Genomic DNA, 18,483 nt, shown 5'->3' with positions numbered 1-18,483 from the left:
TCCAGATTCGCCCCTGCGCACGGACCTTCGATGCAATGTCCGTCCTCGAAGCGAAACAGCGCGCTATGGTGCGCGCACATCAGCACCTGCTCGCGATAGCACAAGACTTCGCCAGGCTCGAAGTCGAGCGGCACCGAAAAATGCGGGCAGCGGTTGGCATAGGCCCAGACCTGCTCGCCACGCCGCACGATCACAATAGGCACGCGCTCATCTGTTCCATCCACAACCCGCGCGCCGCCGTCCGGCACATCGGCGAAAAGACAGAGCCGCGTCCCGTCCATCGCCTACACTCTCCGCTCGGGATTGCCGAGGCTCCAGTCCCACGGCCGCACTTCAACGCGATCGAACAGCCCCGCCTGCATGTACGGATCGTTGCTCACAAACGCCATCACATCGTCGATGCCTTCCGCTTCGACAACCAGCAACGTGCCGTTCATCGCGTCGCATTGTGGCGCGAGCGTCGGACCGCCGAGACGCACGAGCACGCCGTGTGCGGCGCTGCGCAGCCAGCTTCGATGATTCGGGCGCACGCGTTCGCGCACGTCGCGCATGCCAGGTTTATCGGTGGCAAATACGGCGAAGAAACGTCGCATGTCTTCCTCCATGAATTGGTCTTTCGTGCTCAGGCCGGCGCCGCACCTTGCCACGCGCGCTGCAGCAGCGCACGAATCGCATCGCGTTCGATGGGGCGTGGATTCGCGTAGGGATTCTTGCACGCGAGATCCGCCGCTTCGTCGAGCCCTTCTTCCGGCATGCCGATCTGCGCAAGCGCCGCCGGAATACCGAGCGCGCGGTTGAGTTCGAACAGCAGCGAACCCGCATCGGCCGCATCGTTGCCGCCGAGCGCACGTGCCACGCGCGCCAGCGCGTCGGGTGCCGCGGTATGGTTATAGTGCGCGGTATGCGGCAGCATCGCTGCGTGTGTTTGCGCGTGCGGCAGATTAAACGTGCCGCCGAGCGTGTGACACAGTTTGTGATGCAGCGCCATGCCCACCGATCCGAGGCACGTTCCCGCGAGCCACGCACCGTACAGCGCGCGGCTGCGCATCGTCTTGTCATCAGGTATACGAACGATAACGGGCAGCGCTTCGCCCAGCGCACGGATCGCTTCTTCCGCCATCAGACTGACGACCGGGTTCGCGTCTTCGGCATAGAGCGCTTCCACCGCGTGCGCCATCGCGTTGATGCCCGACGCGGCCGATACCGCCACCGGCAACGATAACGTCAGCGACGGATCGTAGATCACCGTGCGCGGCAACACACGCGCGTCGCGGCCCGTACGCTTGAGACGGCCTTCGGTGAGTCCGTAGATCGGCGTCATCTCGGAACCGGCGTAAGTCGTGGGCACTGCAACGATCGGCAGTGACGATTCGAGCGCGATCGCCTTGCCAAGCCCGATCGTCGAGCCGCCGCCGACGGCCACGCAGCAGTCGGCGTCGAGCGCTTGCGCTGCATCGCGTGCGGCGCGCGCCACTTCGACTGGCACGTGCATCACGGCCTGCGCATGTACGCCCACGGCGCGTGCGCCGAGTACGCGCGCGACCTCGTCGGCTAACGGAAGCTGGTCGGGCGTCGCGAGAATCAGCGCGCGGCGGGAACCTAGACGCTCCACTTCCGCGGGCAGCGTCGCGAGCGCGCCCCATTCGAATACCACGCGCGAAGGCATGCCCTGATAGACGAAGCGCTCCATGCGAACCTCAGCGCTGGAAATGCGGCGGCACATTGCCATCGACATTGACCCACACCGAACGCGCTTCCGTGTAGTCGTGCATCGCCTCGAAGCCCATCTCGCGGCCATAGCCCGATTTCCCTACGCCGCCGAACGGACTTCCCGGATTGACGCGCTTGTAGCAGTTGATCCAGCACATGCCCGCTTGAATCTGTCCAGCGACGCGATGTGCGCGCGACAGATCGCGCGTCCACAGTCCGCTTCCTAGGCCGTAGTCAGTACCATTGGCGATCGCCAACGCTTCTTCATCGGTGCGGAAACGCAGCACCGTCACGAAAGGCCCGAACACTTCTTCCTGCGCGATGCGATCGTTCGGCGTCGCGGCTTCGACGACGGTCGGCCGCACGTAATAGCCGTTCGCGAGCGCAGCATCGCGCGGTGCGGCGCCACCGGCCAGCACGCGGCCACCCTGTTCACGTGCGACATCGACATAGGCGAGCACGCGTTCGAGATGCTGCTTCGATGTGAGCGGCCCCATTTCGGTCTCGGGATCGAGCGGATTGCCAACGCGAATCGTCGACGCCAGCGCGCCGAAGCGCTCGAGGAACGCATCGGCGATACGCTCGTGCAGGATCAGTCGCGAGCCGGCAATGCACGCCTGCCCCTGGTTGTGGAAGATCGCCCACGCGGCACCATTGACGGCTGCGTCGAGATTCGCATCGTCGAACACGATGTTGGCGCCCTTCCCGCCCAGTTCGAGTTGCACGCGCTTGAGATTGCCCTGCGATGCCTCGACGATACGCCGCCCTGTCGCCGTCGAACCGGTGAACGCGATCTTGCCGACGCCTTCATGTTCGGCGAGCCGCTGTCCGGCCGTGTGACCGTAGCCCGCCACGATATTGACCACACCCGCCGGAAAACCGACCTCCGCCATCAGCTCGACGATGCGCAGCGTCGAAAGCGGCGTGATTTCCGAGGGCTTGAGCACGACCGTGTTACCGGCGGCCAGCGCCGGGCCCATCTTCCAGCTGGTGAACATCAGCGGGAAATTCCACGGCACGATCTGCCCCACGACGCCGATCGGCGCGCGCTGCACGTAGTTGAGAAAGCCGGATTCGACGGGGATCACGGAGCCTTGCAGCTTGTCGGCCATACCTCCGAAGTAACGGAAGCACGCAGCCGTACGCGGCACGTCGAGCGCACGCGAATCGCGGATCGGATGGCCGGTATCGAGCGATTCGAGTTGCGCGAGTTCTTCGGCGTTGGCTTCGATCGCGTCGGCGAGACGCAGCAGCAGGCGGCCGCGATCCGCGGCCGCCATCGCGGACCACTTCGGGAACGCGCGCGCGGCGGCGTCTACGGTGAGATCGACATCGGCGGCAGTGGCAGCGGCGATTTTCGTGATCAGCGAGCCGTCATGCGGATTGAGCACATCGATCGTCCCGCCTTCGACGGCATCTGTGAACCGGCCGTCGATGAACAGTTTGGTTTGCATAGTAGTCCTTCAGGGAATGCAGGCGCGGTGAATTGAGTAACCGGTCACTCAGAAGTCGACCGGATAGGGCTTCAGTTCGCCGCTCTCATAGCGTTTCGGCAGGCCGGGCGTCGCGTTCTCCCAGACGAGCAGCATCGAGCGTTTGGTCGAGTAGCCTTGATGGCGGATGTCGGCGGGCATCGCGCAGATGTCGCCCGCGCGCATCGTGATCCGCGCGCGCGGCGCGCCCGTGTTCTTGTCGCCGATGTCCCAGACGATCTCGTCGGAGAGCTGCAGGAACCACTCGACGCGATCGTTGCCATGAAAAACCGGCAGGATGTATTCCTCGGTGGTCGGACAGAACAGACTTTGCCCGCACACTGACGTGACCGACGGATTCCACGTGACGTCCGAGCGCGAAAGATACTTGAACAGATTGAACGCGTGTAACTGCCCTTCGAAGCCGGGTTCGACATGCACCTCCGGCTCGTCCTGCACGACGTCGGCGAAGGCGCGGTTCACGGGCAGCTCGTCGCGCAGCGGCGAGTCGCCTTCGAGGCCCGGCATGCGGCGCGTCGCGACCCGTGTGCGTTCGATCGCTGCATCGTTGTCGCCGTGCTTGCGGCCAAATGCCGTGCCGGTTTCTTCCGGCGCCGCGAACGGATCGAAGCCTTCGTTGGTCCAGTCGTGCAGGATCGCCTTGAAGGTCGCCATGATCGTCGGCGTTTCGAAGGTCTCGATGTAGTCGACGCCCGCTTCCTTCATGATGCCGTTGAACGAGCCGGCGTACACATCGACCTTGCCGTAATGATTGCGCGTGCCGAACACGTGGTCGAAATTGACCCAGCCGTAGAAGAAGCCCCACGCGACGTCGCGCATCATCGCGCGCAGGAAAGCGTCGGCGGGAACGTTATGGGTGCGGGTCTGACCTTTGGCCGGCCAGTTGATCTTGACGAAGTACTCGTCGCGCATGAATTCGAATTCGCCGAGCGTGAAGCGGCGATAGCCGGTCACGGTGTCGGGTTCGCTCGCGCGCACGGTGTCGGCGGCAAAGCCGGCTGGAAGGTCGTTGGTCGTGAGGGTTGCCATGGCTTGTCTCCTGAATGGGCGGTGTTCGGTTCGGCGATGCGTCTCAATGCAGGCAGATGTCGGCCCACTTTTGCACCGAGAGCTCGCCGATCATCGTTTGCACGAGGGCGACGCCGCTTTTCTCGGCGCTGAAGCGATACGCGCAGCGGGCCGGCAGTAGCGCCTGGTGGCCACGGCGCAGCACCACGTGGCCCATCGGACGGCCGGTGGGGTTGGCGCCAGCGTGAACGGTGCCGATCCCGCTCTTCGGCGGCGCGGCAAGCTGGATAAAGTCGATGCGGACTTCGCCGTCCATCAGGATCACGAATTCGTCGTGCGCGCAGGCGAACCAGGCAGACTGTCCTTCCGCGCGCAGCGTCTCGATCACGTAATCGAGATTCTTGCCGACCACGACCTTTTCGTAGGGCGCAGACTGGGCAGCGGCTTCGAAGACGTTGGAGAACACGTAGTGGCGCGCGTCGCCGCTCGTGATTTCGATCTCGCCCTTGCGGTAGCCGTCGAGCGAGGCAAAAACGGTGTGGAATGACGACTCGGTCATCGCTGTCTCCTGTGATGAAAAGTGTTTGTCGTTGGATTGAACTTTAGGAGCACAGCGGGCCGGCAACAACCGGCGATCGGGCGACTACGGCATTTGCACTTTGCAAATAATCGCCGCGCTAGCTCACCCAGCCGCGCTCGATCAGCGGCCGATCCCATGCGGGCTCTGGGCCGAGATATTCGGCGAGAAACTCGACGAGCGCTTTCACCTTCAGCGCCTGTCGTTGCGTTGCGGGATAAACGGCTGCGAAGCTCAGCGCCGACAGCGTGTACTCCGTCAGGATCGGCACGAGCGAGCCGTCCAGCAGCGCGGCGCTCGCCACGAGTGTCGGCAGACATACGACGCCGCCGCCCGTGAGCGCGTAGTCGCGCAGCAGGTGCACGGAGTTCGACCGGATCATGCCGGGCAATTCCATTTCGACGACTTCGTCGCCGCGCGTCATTGTCCATCGATTACGCGAGGGATAGCCCGAATAGAGCGCCGTGGTGTGCTGCAGCAAATCGCGTGGATGTTGCGGCGCGCCATGCTCGCTGACATACGCGGGGGTCGCGCAGAACAGCCGGCGCACCGCGAAGAGCCGCCGCTCGATCAGCGATTCGGAAATGGGCGGGAATATCTGGAACGCGACGTCGAAGCCTTCTTCGATGGGATCGACCACCCGGTCGTTGACGATCACGTCGAGCTGAATGCCGGGATAGCGGCGGTTGAATTCGGCGAGCGGCGCGCCGAAGTGGCCTAGCGCGAAGCCCGGCAGCACCTGGATGCGCATCCGGCCGGTGGGCGTCGCGCGCAGTTCGCGCATCTGGTCGGTCAGTTCGTTGACGCGCCCGACCACTTCCGCGCATTCGCGATAGAACGCCTCGCCCACTTCGGACAGCCGCACATGCCGCGTGCTTCGATGAAAGAGCGGCGCATTGACGAACTTCTCCAGCTGCTGGATGCGGGTCGTGATGACCGAACTCGTCACGCCGAGTTGCCGCGATGCTTCGGCAAAGCTGCTGGTCTCCGCTACGCGCACGAAGGCTTCGATACTCAGAAAACGGTCCACGCTGCTTCCCTCTCCGCCGATCGCACCGGTCTCTCCGGTTCAGCGCGTCAGTGTACATGGGCCGTGCTGCAACAGCCGGCGGCGCATCGCTCTGGAATGCCTGGGGTTTTTCCGGAGCGATGTGCCGCGTGATCGTGCGGAATCGGGCAATCTAGTCGGGCCGTCCGGCCGCTGGCAACTCGAGCGCAGCACGGATATTGCGTCGACGCAGAATGGCCGGTGCAGTTTCTTCGAGCAGCAGACTCACGCCGATGCCGAGCAGCACCGCAGAGATCGGCAGCCAGAGAATGTTCTGGATTCCGAAGTGCGTCGCGACGAAGCCGGCCAGCGCCGGCGCAACGCCGCCGCCAAAGATCTCGCCCGCGCCCACCACGACGCCGATTGCAGTCGAAAGCATCCCCACTGGTGCGGCTTCCGTCGCGACGGGTCCGGACAGCAGCGAAACCAGGCCAAGCGTGAAGAACGACGCGACGAACAGCACCGCGAACAGTTCGACCGGCTGCGCGCCAAGTCCACGGAACAGGTACAGCATGACCGCCGTGCCCGCAAAGCCGACGATGCTCGCCACGCGCCGGCCGACGAGATCGGACAGGCCCGGCAAGCCGAACTGTCCGATAAATCCACCAAATCCGATCGCCGATACGACGACGCCCATGTGCTGCGTGTCGAGCGACAGATACTCGGTGAGATAGAGTGGCAGCATCGCGCCCAGCACGAACACGCCCGTCATCGCGCAGAACAGCGCTGCCATCGCAACGCGAATGTTGCGGCTCTTCAGCACGTCGCGCCAGTTGCCGCGCGCGGTGGTCGTCGCGACAGGCTTCGGCGCGGCTTGCGGTTCACGGATCACGCGGAACATCAACAGACCGAGAATCAGGCCAGGAATCGACACCAGCGCGAACACGCCGCGCCACGACATCACACTAAGCAGTTGCGTTGCGATGATCGGCGACAGCGCAAGTCCGAATAGCGCGAAGCCGCTTTGCTGGAGGCCGAGATTGAAGCCGCGCCGCTTCGGATGAGACGCATCGGCGGTGGCGGCGAAGCTCGTCGGGCAAAACGATCCTTCAGCGACGCCCATCAGCGCGCGCACGGCGAGCAGACTCATCAGGCCGCCGGCGAGCCCGGAAAAGCCCGACAGCAGCGAAAAAACGATGATCGCCGGAATCAGCACCTTACGACGTCCGATCTTGTCGGAGATGCCGCCCATCAGCGCCGCGAAGATGCCCCACGAAAGCCCGAGTATGCCGATGCAGTTGCCGACGTCCTGCGCGGTCAGGTGCAGATCCCGCATGATGGACGGGAACAGCGGCGCGATCAGCCACCGGTCGAGGCCCACCAGCCCGAAGCCGAGCGCCAGCAGCACCACGGCTTTCCACTCATACGCCACATCCCAGTCATTCGATTTCATCTTTGTCTCCTAGAGCCGGTCGCCGCATGCGGGGCGCCTGGCAACCGGCGCCTTTGCTGCCGACGAACGACGTTTGCATGCTCCGGCCGCGCCGTCGGGTTCGTTGAACAGATATCGATCGGCGCGCGTGGATGCACGACATCGATGCTGCAAAGATAGGTGCAAGAGCGGCATAGTCGGTACGGCACAACCGCCGAATACGTCATTCGCGAATCGCAAACAATGAAAGGCGGGTGCGCTGAAAGCGGGAGTGGGTAAGGCCGGGCGGTGGGACCCGGCAGGAAAGCGAGCCGGTTTTCGGGCGTACCAGGAGAAGTACGGGGGTATGGGAATCCGGCAAAATCAGCGCTTTGGACGACGCCGGCGAAGGCCAGTTGCGCTTCGCGACCCGTCGTCATCTACACTCTGGCTCGTATCGACCAGAGGGATTTCCCCGGCGTGGCTGGAACGAAGTGTAAGTTGAACTGCAAGCCAGTCCGGCTCATTCCGCTTGCGTGCCGAAAGACCCCTTGTAATGAAAAGGCCCCAAGGAATATATGGAAAACCTGTCCCCCGCCGAACAGTATCTGCAGGATGCGCATCGCCGTCTGCCCGGTGTAACCAGCGCCATGTTTGGCGCGCTACCCGCTCGTACGCGGCACGCGCAATATGCATCGTCATACGCGCTTCTCGCCTCCTGCGTACCCACTGCCGCTACCGCACAAACGGTCCTTGATCTCGCTTGTGGCGACGGATATCTGCTCAAGCTGCTGGCTGAGCGTCGGCGCTCACCGCTGCGGCTCGTTGGCGTAGACATGAGCCAGAGCGAACTGGACGCAGCAAGCGCGGCGCTGCCGGGCGATGTCACCCTGTTAAACGAGCGTGCCCAGACCTTGTCTCTCGGTACAGGCTCGGTGGACGTCGTCATATCCCACATGGCCTTGATGCTCATGCGGGATATCGAGCAGGTGCTCAGCGAGATCCGGCGCGTTCTACGCCCGCGTGGACGGTTGGCCGCAATCGTCGGGCGAAGCTTCCTGCAAGGAGAGGTACGCGAAATTTTTATGGAGGTTTTCAGGCCGATCGCCAGGGAACATCTGTCACACCTGCCGTTTGGAGACCGCCGAACGAGCACTGAAGACGGCTGGATCGAACTCCTCGGTCGCGAGTTCCAGAACATCGAGTTTGAAGACGTTGAAATCGAATGGGCACCCAGTCCCGACGAACTGTGGAACTCGCTGCTCGGGACCTACGATATTGACCGGATGGCCGAAGCGCCACGCGAACGACTGCGCGCGGCGTTACTGCAAAGACTCTCTCGCTTACAGCAAAGCGACGGCACGATTCGCGCGGGTTGGGGTCTGCGATTGATTACGGCTCAGGCTGCCTGATTCGGTGAGCCTGTTCGGGACGAACTGAATTCGACCGACAACGACGCCGCGTTCACTCAGCCGCAGCCGCCTGCACAAGCGCTGCAACGGCATCAATGGGTTTCATCAGATCCGCAGCCAACCCATGCCGTTCCTGCAGATAGCTCGTCGCGTTATACGAGTACCAGACGCGGTGGTCGCCGTCCTGCCACACCAGCACCTTGAGCGGCAAATCAAGCGCAGCGGTGGGCACCGCCTGCATTAGCGGCGTGCCGGCTCGCGGATTGCCAAACACGATCAATTGCGACGGGTTCATCGTGAGCCCGGCGCGCTCCGCATCCGCCGCAAAGTTGATGCGCGCAAACAGGAGGATGCCCTTGGCTTCGATCAACGAAGCGAGTTTGTCGGCGGCTTGCTCCACCGTGCGATGCGTCGGCACCGTGACGATGCCGTTATCTGTTGCGGGTGTGGACATGATCGCTCCGAAGATCGCAGAGAAAGGGCGGACGCTATAGCATAGGCCGGATTTCCCGCCCGTTCTTCAGCATTCACGCATAACGCGCCAGAAACATATCCACCGCGGATTCCGCTACGTGCTTCTGTTCGGCCTTGCCAAGAGGCGGCTGCCCCATCGTCACCTGCGGCCAGAAAGCGAACGCCTTCACCAGACTCTGCAACTGCAGCGAAGCGAACACCGGATCTGAGGTCTTGAGACGCCCATCGGCCGCCGCTGCGCGGACCCATATGGTCAGGTCTTCTTCACGCTCGCCCATGCGCGCTACCATGTCGCGCGCGCGCTCCGGCGAATGAATGCCCGCCGCAATCGCCACCCGCGCGAGCGAGAGAAACGCCTCGTTATTCAGCAGGCTGAGCTTTTTCAGCAGCAGTTGGAGCAACTGCGGACGCAACGGCTCCGAGGCGGAATAAGCCGGTGCCGCGCCGGCGTCACTCGATTCCCACAGTTGCCGCATGATCGCGGCGAACAGCGCTTCCTTGCTCGGAAAATGGTTGTAGACCGTGCGCTTCGAGACGCCGGCCCGAGCAGCGACGCGGTCCATGCTGGTGGCGTCGAAACCGGCCGCAAGGAATTCTTCGATCGCCGCACTGATGATGGCGGCGCGCTTGCGGTCGGTCAAACGGAGAGGCGTATCGCGGGTATCCATGGCCAAATTTTACACTATGCAGTTTACTTTTTTTCAGGATAAACTACACTGAACAGTCTACTTTCCGCCCACCTTCCGTATCGGGACGCCTTACATGACATCGTTCACCGGATCCATCCGCCGCGCTTTGGGCCTGACAGCCGCCCGTCGCGGGCGCGAGTCGTTCGACTCCTCAGCCCAGCACGACGGCGAACGCTTTCGCAACGTCAAGCCGCGTCCTGTCGAAGGTATCGGCAAGACCTTGGGCATCGTCTGGAATATGTTGCTCAACAAGCCCGCCGGCACCGCGCCGGCCGCCGCCATGCCCGTCGACGCGCTGACGCGCGAACAGCTCGATGCGGCGCCGGATCGCAGCCTGTATCGCCTCGGGCATTCGACCATGCTGCTCAAGCTGCGCGGCGAGTTCTGGCTGACCGACCCGGTCTTCGCCGAACGGGCGTCGCCTTTCCGGCGCTTTGGCCCAAAGCGTTTTCATGCACCGCCGATCGCGCTGGCCGATCTGCCGCCGCTGCGCGGCGTGATTCTGTCGCACGACCACTACGATCACCTGGACCGCGAGACGGTGATTGCGCTCGCCGCTAAAACGGGCGTGTTCCTCACGCCGCTGGGTGTCGGCGACCGCCTGATCGAGTGGGGTATCGATGCGTCGAAGGTCCAGCAGTTCGACTGGTGGCAAGGCACGAACATCGACGGCCTGACGTTCACCGCAACGCCTGGCCAGCATTTCTCCGGCCGCAGCCTCTTTGATGGCAACAGTACGTTGTGGGCCTCATGGGTGATCGTGGACGGCGATCTGCGCGTGTTCTTCAGCGGCGACACCGGCTACTTCGACGGTTTCAAGGCGATCGGCGAGCGGCTCGGTCCGTTCGATGTGACGCTGCTCGAAACGGGCGCCTACGACGCGCAATGGCCGTATGTGCACATGCAGCCTGATGAAACCGTGCAGGCCCATGTCGATCTGCGCGGCCGCTGGATGGTGCCGATTCACAACGGCACGTTCGATCTGGCCATGCATCGCTGGCAAGAGCCGTTCGAACGCGTGGTAGGACTTGCCATGTCGCGCGGGATTCTGCTGGCGACGCCGCGCATGGGGGAGCGGCTGGATCTGGCCGCACCGCATCGCGGTCAGCGCTGGTGGCGCGAGGTTGCGGAGGCCGGCGTGGTGGTGGAAGAACCCGGGACGCTGCGGCGCCTGTTGGGTTGCCGCAATGCTGAGCAGACGAACTCGTCGAGCTAGGCATCCGCGGGGCGCTTAACGTTCAGCGTTAGCGCTAGCGGTGTTTGCCCCGAGCGCCCTTCTTCGCGCTCCCGGCACGAGGCGCATCTTTACTCGCCGCGACGTCGTCACCGTTTATCTGTTCCATCCACGACAGAGCATCAACGTACGACAGAAACTGTTGCAGATAACCCGGCGAGAGTTCACGCATCAACGAAAGCGCCCGATGCACGAGGCTACTCGAATTGAGTGGACCGGCATTGCCAGGCACCTGCTCCAGCGACTGCCGCAACTGGCTCTCCGCGCTGAGCTTCGACCAGACATCCCTGAAGTAATCGAGTAGCTCGAGTTCGGGATACGAGTGCGAGCGCGGCGCGGGGCCATCCGCCGCCCGTGCATGATTGGCCATGTAAGCCGTCAACTCAGCAAGCGCTCCGCGAGCGGGCGGCGTGTTTCCCGACGACGACGTTGCGGTCGTAGATCCAGCTTCTGTGTCACACGACTCGGCGCGTTCAAGAGCCTGCGCATAGGCCGCGACCAAAACAGAAAGCCTGCTGTCGAGAATACGTCGTGCCTCGCCGTTATGGCCGGCGGCCCGCCGCTCCAGCGCCTCAATAAAACGAAAACGGACAGGATTCAGACGATCGGCGCCGCGCTCGCGCCAGACGTCGAGCGTCGCGCGGACTCCGCTCGCCGTATCGCTGCCGCTCATATCGCCACTGCCGCTAGTCACCGGATTTCACCGTAGCGTTAGACGACGGCCTCGGAACCGGCGCGATTTCCACACGCCGGTTGCGGGCACGCCCTGCTTCGTCGGCATTCGAACCGACCGGCTGCCCGGAACCGAACGCGGCCGCAAATACTGAGGATACCGGAATACCTTCATCGATCAACGCACGCGTCACCGTCAACGCTCGCTGGGCCGAGAGCTCCCAGTTGTCGGCAAAGCCGCGGTTAGCCCCCTTCACCTGGCGGTCGTCGGTAAAGCCGCTCACCATCAGGATCTGGTCACTGGCCCGAAGATACGCAGACAGCGGCCCCGCCAGGCTCTTCAAAATCTCACGACCCTCAGGCTGCAACTGATCGGAGTTCAGCGCGAACAACACGCTGCCGTTGATGCCGATGCGCCCGTTCACCAGCGTCACGCGTCCAGCAGCCAGCGGCCCCGCCAATGCCTGCTCGAGGGTCTTGCGGCGCTGCGTCTCCATCTGCCGCTGCTTGACCTCCTGTTCGAGCCGGGTCGAGAGTTCGAGCTGCACGCCAATCACACATACGAGGATCAGCACGAACGCACCCAGCAACGCCGACATCAGGTCGGCGAAGGCAGGCCATATCGGCGCGGTCGCTTCCGCGCCGCCATCGATGTCCTCGCTCATGCCGCATCGGCTCCGGCGGATGCGCGCTGACTGGCGATCTGCTGCAGATCCTCGACGATCTGCTTCTGCGACATCATGCTCAGATCGATCACTTCACGAGCCTGCGCCACGTAGTAGGCAAGCTGTTCGTCGCTGCGGGCGAGCGACTTGTCCAGCGCGGTTTCGATACGCTGCAGATGGGTCACCAGCTTGTCGTTCGACTCGCCGAACATCTGCACGGCCGCACCAAACGCTTCGCCGAGGCTCGCGACTTCGACGGCGCTGCCGGTGACCTGCGCGGCCACCGCGCCGAGTTTGCCGGTTTCGGCCTCGACCTTGTCGGTGAACTGCGTGCCGACGCGCTCCAGCAGATCCGCCGACGTGGCGACGAGCGCATCGACAGCCGAGCGCTGCTCCGTGGAGGCGTGGTTCACGGCGTCGAGCAGGGTTTCCAGCGTGGCCAGCAGACGGCTGCGCTCTTCGAGCATCGCGGTATCGCGGACCATGCTGTCGGATAGTTTCTGGCGCAATTCCGCGACGACTTCGGCCGCCGCTTTCGGTGCTTCCGACGCCGCTTGCACGAGTCTGGATATCTCGCCAATCGTCTCGCTGGCGTGCGCCTGGCTCTGAGCGGATATGTCCCGCGCGGTTTGTTCCAGCGTTGTGCAGATTTCCTGTTGCCGGTTCGCCGTGCTGGTGCCTGCCTGCTCCCACTCCTTGGCCAGCGACGCCGCCATCGAACCGAGCACCTCGGTCCATGCCGTCAAACGTTGTTCGTCGCGCGAAGCCAATTCGGTCTGCAGGTTCGCATGCGACTCGCTCACGGTGCGCAGCAGCGTCGCAGAATGCTGTTCGAAGGTCGCAGCAGCGGCAGCCAGAGCCTGCTCGTTGTGGCCGGCCAACGTCGCTCCGACGCGCTCTTGCTGCGCCATGGCTTCGCTCCACGCTTGCGACACACTGCCCGCCGTGGCATCCATGCGTGCAGAGACGCTTTCCAGCAAGCCCGCCGAGCGTTGCTCGAAAGTCTCGGTGAAGCGCTGCAGCGAAGTCCGCAGATTGTCCGCGAGCGCCTCGCTCGAACGTTGCTGCCCTGCCAGCGCCTCGGTCCAGATGCCCGCCACGTTTGTGGTGGTGGCCGCGAAACCGCTCGACAGCCCGTCCAACTGCCGCTCGACGGCCAGCGTCACGGTGTCGTGCAAGCCAGCCGTTTCGCGTGCGAGACCGGCCATCGTCGCTTCCATGACCGGCTGCAGCGCCGCGCTGGCGGCGCGGGCGCTATCGGCGACGCTCGCCCTCATCGACTGCTCCACTGACGCCGCGAGGCGCGTGTAGGCAGCCGCAGCCTTGCTATGGAAGGCATCCTGAGTGACGATCTGCCGCTCGCTCAGCGCGACGCTCTGTTGCTCGATGGTGGCCATCATCGCCTGCAGGCGATCGACCAGGGTCGGCATCATCTCAGCCTGCCGCTGCAGCAGCCTGAAGGTCTCGTCACGCTGATGGGCCTGCGAGTAGACGCGCAAGGTCGTCGCCACCTTGAGGTCGAGCAGTTGCGCCGCTTCGACCCGTTCGCGCCGGCACAGCGCGGAGAGCAGCCCCAGCATCGCGGAAGTGGCTACACCGGCAATCGAGGTGCCGAATGCGAATCCCAGACCTTTGACCGGTGCGGCGAGCGAGGAGCGGATCGCATCAAGGTCCGTCGCGCTCTGCAGCGCCTGGCCGGTGCCCCGCAGGGTCGCTACCATGCCCAGCAGCGTCCCCAGCATGCCCAGCAACACGAGCAGGCCGACCAGATACGGCGTCAACGCCGGTCCCGGCATGGCCACGCGCTCACCCTCGACGCGCAGACTCACTGCATTGCGCAGGGTCGGATGGATCGGTTCAAGCCAGGCGCCCAGGCTGGACGGTCGCGTGGACAGACCCGCGACGGCCCGCGTCAACGTCTGAGTACCCTGACTGTAGCGCCACAACTCAAGCGCGCCAGCGACGTAGCAGGCGCCCACCAGCAACGTCACGATCAGCGCCAGCGGATTCGAGCCGATGTAGCCCACCCCGATCCAGGACACAGCGGCCAGACCAGCCAGAAAAACAGCGAGATTAATCAGATGCTTGGACATAGCGTCCCGGTTGCGGGGTGCAAAGGGGTGCGAAGGGCCGCAAGCAGCCCCTCGACCGGTTGAAAACGAACATCCAGTTCGGCGAGCAACACGCTCTGCATATCCTTGCGGAACACGTTCTGCCATGTGCCGGCCTTGACCGCGGCGCTCTCCCCCGCGGCGTCGGCGTCGGCCAGCGAAGCCTGCTCGGCCAGACGCAGACGGTCGAAATGCCCCGCGAGCATGCCAGGGACGCCCGCCAGCAGATTCCGCTCACGCGGGCTCAAAGCGCGCTCCATGATGGCGTCCACGACGGCGAGGCGGGCCATGGCGGGCGTTCTGGCGGCCAGCATCGCCCGTAGCCGGCCGCGCAGATTGCCGATGTCGGTGTCCATCGTCTGCTGGATCGACTGGTATTGTTGACGGAACACCGCGTAATCGACTACCACCTCGGTAGGAGCGGCTTGCGCGGGCTCTCTCGGCGAACCGCGCCGGTTCGCGGCGGAGAGCGTGGTCTCGCGGGCAATGGTACTCGTCAACGAAGCGCGCACGCGGGCGCACTCGCTCTCCTCCGCGCTGCCGAACGCCCGCGCACCGGGCGCGACAACCGGCGGGTTGCCGCTCAGCGCGGTGGAAAGCCCGATGGCATCGGTCCAGCCGAGCCATTGGCTGAGCCGGTCCGAGAGCGATTGGCTGGATTCGGCAACCTCGACGTCCGTCAGACGGGCGAGTAAGCGAATAAGTGCCGGACCGCTGGAAGCTGCTGTACGTTGCGAAGCTTGCACCATTCCGTCAGAGGCAAAAAAGGCAGCAGTTTACACTCAGACGGGATGAAGGCGGCCGGATTGCCAGGCGGTTAGAGCCGGACGACGTCGAGGATGGCGTCGGCAAAGGCCTTCGGCGCTTCCTGGGGCAGGTTGTGTCCAATGCCGCCGTCGATGTTCCGGTGTTGATACTTGCCGGTAAACTTCTTCGCGTAGGCGGCCGGTTCGGGATGCGGCGCACCGTTGGCATCGCCCTCCATGGTGATGGCCGGCACCGAGATGGCCGGCGCTGTCGCGAGACGCGCTTCGAGTGCGTCGTATTGCGGCTCGCCCTGGGCGAGGCCAAGACGCCAGCGGTAGTTGTGAATCACCACCGCGACGTGATCGGGATTGTTGAACGACTCAGCCGAGCGGTCGTAGGTCGCATCGTCGAAATTCCATTTGGGCGATGCGAGACGCCAGATCAGCTTGTTGAAGTCGTGACGGTTCGCTTCGTAGCCCGCCTGGCCACGCTCCGTGGCGAAATAGAACTGATACCACCACTGCAGCTCAGCCTTCGGTGGCAGCGGCGCATTGCCGGCTGCCTGATTGCCGATCAGATACCCGCTCACCGACACGATCGCTTTGACCCGTTGCGGCCACAGCGCGGCGATGATATCGACCGTGCGTGCGCCCCAATCGAAGCCGCCCAAGATCGCCTTGTCGATCTTCAAGGCGTCCATCAGCGCGATGATGTCCACGGCGACCACAGACTGTTGGCCGTTGCGCGGCGTATCCGCGGACAGAAAGCGCGTCGAGCCATAGCCACGCAGATACGGCACGATGACCCGATAGCCGGCAGCGGCAAGTATCGGCGTCACCTCGGCAAAGCTGTAGATATCGTACGGCCATCCGTGCAGCAGAATGACGACGGGGCCATTCTGCGGGCCCGCTTCCGCGTAACCGATGCTCAGTGTTCCGGCGTTGATCTGGCGAAGGTTGTCGAACGAAGCTACGCGCGTTGCGGCCAATGTGTTCGCCGACGTGCTGTTCGATTGCGCTTTCGCGAGTCCGCTTAGGCCCAACTCCAGCAAACTGATCCCAGCCACGGTCGTCCCCAGCAGAAGACGACGTCGATTATTGATCTGTTCCGGCATCACTGATTCTCCTCAAAGAATGGTCACAGGTTGTTCGCGCCAACGCCCCTTAGGACGTCTGATGTGCGAAGCCAGAACGTCTGGCGTGGAAGTATTAAAGCCCGTGGACGTATCTGGCTTGTGTCTGCGAAAAGCGCCAGTGCAAGCGTTTGTATTTATCGAGGACGCAGATACATTGCGATACCAAACGACGGAGACGGCAGGTTCAACCGCCGCCTCTTTCGGAAATGCTAGCTAACGCTCTTCAACACGAGCCTGGCTTCCAGGCCGCCTTCGGGCCGGTTCTGCAATGACAGCGACGCGTCCATCGCCAAAGCGAGTTGGCGAGCAATCGCGAGGCCGAGCCCCGTGCCACCCGTGCCACGGTTGCGCGACCCCTCCAGCCGATAGAACGGCTCGAACACCGCTTCCAGCGATTCGGCCGGAATACCCGGCCCGCGATCGAGCACGGAGACTGTCACCTGCCCGCCCTTCGAAGCGGCCAGTCTGATCTCGGCCGAGCCGCCGAACTTCAGCGCGTTGTCGACCAGATTGCCTACGATCCGGCGCAACGCCTGGGGACGCGTCACTAACGCGGTGGAGATTTTCCCGTGCAGCGACACGTCCTTGCCGGCGTCCACGTAGTCGAGCACGAGGCTGTCGAACAGCGCATCCGGATCGATCCGTAGCGGCGCTTCAGTGGCGCCATGCATCGTGCGCGCATAGGTAACGCCTTCCTTGACCATCGTTTCCATTTCCCGCAGGTCTTGCTGCAGTTTTGCGCCCTCTGCACTCTCGTCCATCACGTCGACGCGCAAACGCATGCGGGTGATCGGTGTTTGCAGATCGTGCGAAATTGCCGCGAGGATCTGCAAGCGCTCTGTCATGTACATCGTGATGCGGTCCTGCATGGCGTTGAACGCTCGCGCCGCGCGCGCCACTTCGTCCGGCCCGTCTTCGGGCAGGCGCTCCGCTTTGAGATCGGGGCCGAGCGTATCGGCCGCACGCGCCAGCTCGCTCAATGGGCGCGTCGCAATGCGTACGGCCAGCCAGCAGCATGCGGCCAGAACCGCCAGTTGCAGCACCAGCACCCACGACAACCACGGTGACAGCGGCGCACTGGGCATGGGGTGGTAGTCGATCGTCAGCGGCGTGCCGTCACTCAGTTGCAAATGAACCTGCAGGCGATCCGGGTCGCCCGGTACGGCGTTGGCCGTGAGCGGATAGCGCTTGCCGATGCCATCCGCGATGGATTGCGCTACCCGCGCCGAGAGTTGCGCGTCGGGCGGCGCGCCGCTCACGCCGGGCCCCAGAGCGAAGGTGTAGGTACGCCGCGCCAGCCGCGGTAGCCATTCCGCACGCTCGCTGGGCGGCAAATGATCGAGCAACGCGACAGAGCTCGTAACCTCACGCTCGATGTAACCCATCATCACGTTGGTCATGGTCTGGTCCCGCTCCGTCCTGGTGAGCCAGACCGACAGCGTTTGCACCAGCGCAAGGCTGATAAAGAGAATCAGCGCAAGTCTCGCGAACATCGTGCGCGGCCATCGCAGCAAGGCATTGCGTTTCATTGATTGCCTTCGACCATGGTCACGGCAGCGGAGAACACATACCCCTCGCTACGCAGCGTCTTGATGTAACGCGGCTCGCGCGCGGTGTCCTGCAAGCGCTGCCGCAAACGGCTGACCAGCAGATCGATCGAGCGGTCGAACGCATCGGCCTGGCGGCCCTGGGTCAGGTTGAGCAACTGGTCTCGTGTGAGTACGCGCTGCGGGTGATCGAGAAATACGCGCAGCAGCCGGTACTCCGCTCCGCTCAGGGCCACCATGGTGCCCTCGGCGTCGAGCAGATGGCGTGCGACCGTGTCGAGCCGCCAGTCGCCAAAGCTGATCATCGGCGAGATTTCCGTCACCTGCATGCCCGGCGGCAGCATCCTCGCGCGGCTCAGGACGGAGCGGATGCGCGCCAGCAGTTCGCGCACCGCAAACGGCTTGGACAGGTAATCGTCGGCGCCCATTTCCAGCCCGACAATGCGATCGGTCTCTTCACTGCGGGCGGTCAGCATCAAGACAGGCACGGCGCGAAACTTGCCCGCACGCAATTCCCGGCACAGGACGAGACCGTCCTCGCCGGGCATCATCAGGTCGAGCACGATCAGATCAGGCGCGCCCTGCTCTAGCACGGCGCGCATCTGGCGAC

At 63.8% G+C, this 18,483-nt stretch carries 19 protein-coding genes; 2 read left to right on the top strand and 17 right to left on the bottom strand.

The annotated features are described in order from the left end of the window. The 8 genes from M0954_RS25350 to M0954_RS25315 form a co-directional block, all read right to left on the bottom strand. The coding region (locus tag M0954_RS25350) for a Rieske 2Fe-2S domain-containing protein (RefSeq protein WP_297356171.1) at window positions 1-281 on the bottom strand (281 nt) is incomplete at its 3' end. Between the two features lie 3 nt (window positions 282-284). Beyond that, complete coding sequence (locus M0954_RS25345) at window positions 285-593, bottom strand: YciI family protein (RefSeq protein WP_074268913.1); 309 nt, start codon at window positions 591-593, stop codon at window positions 285-287. A 29-nt stretch (window positions 594-622) separates the two neighbouring features. Further along, window positions 623-1,690 carry a maleylacetate reductase gene (locus M0954_RS25340; RefSeq protein WP_123388064.1) on the bottom strand — a complete coding sequence of 356 codons (1,068 nt, stop codon included), beginning with the start codon at window positions 1,688-1,690 and terminating at the stop codon, window positions 623-625. 7 nt (window positions 1,691-1,697) lie between these two features. Further along, window positions 1,698-3,164 (bottom strand): aldehyde dehydrogenase family protein, encoded by a 1,467-nt coding sequence (locus M0954_RS25335; RefSeq protein WP_297356169.1) that lies wholly within the window; start codon window positions 3,162-3,164, stop codon window positions 1,698-1,700. 48 nt (window positions 3,165-3,212) lie between these two features. Further along, on the bottom strand, window positions 3,213-4,232 hold the full coding sequence (locus tag M0954_RS25330) for a hydroxyquinol 1,2-dioxygenase (RefSeq protein ID WP_297356167.1): 1,020 nt from the start codon (window positions 4,230-4,232) through the stop codon (window positions 3,213-3,215). 43 nt (window positions 4,233-4,275) lie between these two features. Then, a complete protein-coding gene (locus M0954_RS25325) occupies window positions 4,276-4,770 on the bottom strand; it encodes a hydroxyquinol 1,2-dioxygenase (protein ID WP_297356166.1) in 495 nt (164 codons plus the stop codon). Between the two features lie 118 nt (window positions 4,771-4,888). Continuing rightward, complete coding sequence (locus tag M0954_RS25320; RefSeq protein WP_133893412.1) at window positions 4,889-5,818, bottom strand: LysR family transcriptional regulator; 930 nt, start codon at window positions 5,816-5,818, stop codon at window positions 4,889-4,891. Between the two features lie 151 nt (window positions 5,819-5,969). Then, window positions 5,970-7,229 carry an MFS transporter gene (locus tag M0954_RS25315; RefSeq protein WP_133893413.1) on the bottom strand — a complete coding sequence of 420 codons (1,260 nt, stop codon included), beginning with the start codon at window positions 7,227-7,229 and terminating at the stop codon, window positions 5,970-5,972. A gap of 536 nt (window positions 7,230-7,765) precedes the next feature. Here M0954_RS25315 and M0954_RS25310 point away from each other — a divergent pair. Then, window positions 7,766-8,599 (top strand): class I SAM-dependent methyltransferase, encoded by an 834-nt coding sequence (locus M0954_RS25310; RefSeq protein WP_297356164.1) that lies wholly within the window; start codon window positions 7,766-7,768, stop codon window positions 8,597-8,599. Between the two features lie 52 nt (window positions 8,600-8,651). Here the strand turns inward: M0954_RS25310 and M0954_RS25305 are convergent, their stop codons facing one another. Continuing rightward, window positions 8,652-9,053 carry a DUF302 domain-containing protein gene (locus tag M0954_RS25305; RefSeq protein ID WP_122158561.1) on the bottom strand — a complete coding sequence of 134 codons (402 nt, stop codon included), beginning with the start codon at window positions 9,051-9,053 and terminating at the stop codon, window positions 8,652-8,654. Window positions 9,054-9,126: 73 nt separating this feature from the next. Continuing rightward, the gene (locus tag M0954_RS25300; RefSeq protein WP_297356162.1) at window positions 9,127-9,741 is read right to left on the bottom strand and encodes a TetR/AcrR family transcriptional regulator; all 615 of its coding nucleotides are present in this window, start codon (window positions 9,739-9,741) and stop codon (window positions 9,127-9,129) included. Window positions 9,742-9,835: 94 nt separating this feature from the next. Between M0954_RS25300 and M0954_RS25295 the strand changes: the two genes are divergently transcribed. Continuing rightward, entirely contained in the window at window positions 9,836-10,978 is a 1,143-nt protein-coding gene (locus tag M0954_RS25295; protein ID WP_133893416.1) for an MBL fold metallo-hydrolase, read from the top strand. Between the two features lie 34 nt (window positions 10,979-11,012). On the opposite strand, the gene M0954_RS25290 is transcribed toward M0954_RS25295, so the two are convergent. The 7 genes from M0954_RS25290 to M0954_RS25260 form a co-directional block, all read right to left on the bottom strand. Next, complete coding sequence (locus tag M0954_RS25290) at window positions 11,013-11,669, bottom strand: DUF2894 domain-containing protein (RefSeq protein WP_297356173.1); 657 nt, start codon at window positions 11,667-11,669, stop codon at window positions 11,013-11,015. 13 nt (window positions 11,670-11,682) lie between these two features. After that, window positions 11,683-12,333 (bottom strand): OmpA family protein, encoded by a 651-nt coding sequence (locus M0954_RS25285; protein ID WP_122158557.1) that lies wholly within the window; start codon window positions 12,331-12,333, stop codon window positions 11,683-11,685. Continuing rightward, window positions 12,330-14,426, bottom strand: coding sequence for a DUF802 domain-containing protein (locus tag M0954_RS25280; RefSeq protein WP_297356159.1), 2,097 nt, complete (start codon window positions 14,424-14,426; stop codon window positions 12,330-12,332). The genes M0954_RS25285 and M0954_RS25280 overlap by 4 nt, the downstream gene beginning before the upstream one ends. After that, window positions 14,411-15,193, bottom strand: a complete 783-nt coding sequence (locus M0954_RS25275) for a DUF3348 domain-containing protein (protein ID WP_297356157.1) — start codon at window positions 15,191-15,193, stop codon at window positions 14,411-14,413. Before M0954_RS25275 ends, M0954_RS25280 begins: the two co-directional genes overlap by 16 nt. Before the next feature lie 68 nt (window positions 15,194-15,261). Beyond that, window positions 15,262-16,305: an alpha/beta hydrolase gene (locus tag M0954_RS25270; RefSeq protein WP_297356155.1), complete on the bottom strand. Its 1,044-nt coding sequence runs from the start codon at window positions 16,303-16,305 to the stop codon at window positions 15,262-15,264. A gap of 230 nt (window positions 16,306-16,535) precedes the next feature. Next, window positions 16,536-17,855, bottom strand: a complete 1,320-nt coding sequence (locus M0954_RS25265; RefSeq protein ID WP_297356153.1) for an ATP-binding protein — start codon at window positions 17,853-17,855, stop codon at window positions 16,536-16,538. Continuing rightward, a partial coding sequence (locus M0954_RS25260; protein WP_297356151.1) for a winged helix-turn-helix domain-containing protein occupies window positions 17,852-18,483 on the bottom strand: 632 nt, incomplete at its 5' end. The genes M0954_RS25265 and M0954_RS25260, both read right to left, overlap by 4 nt.

The organism is Paraburkholderia sp., assembly GCF_026225065.1.
Lineage (GTDB): Bacteria > Pseudomonadota > Gammaproteobacteria > Burkholderiales > Burkholderiaceae > Paraburkholderia.
This window is presented reverse-complemented; position numbering and strand designations above follow the sequence as displayed.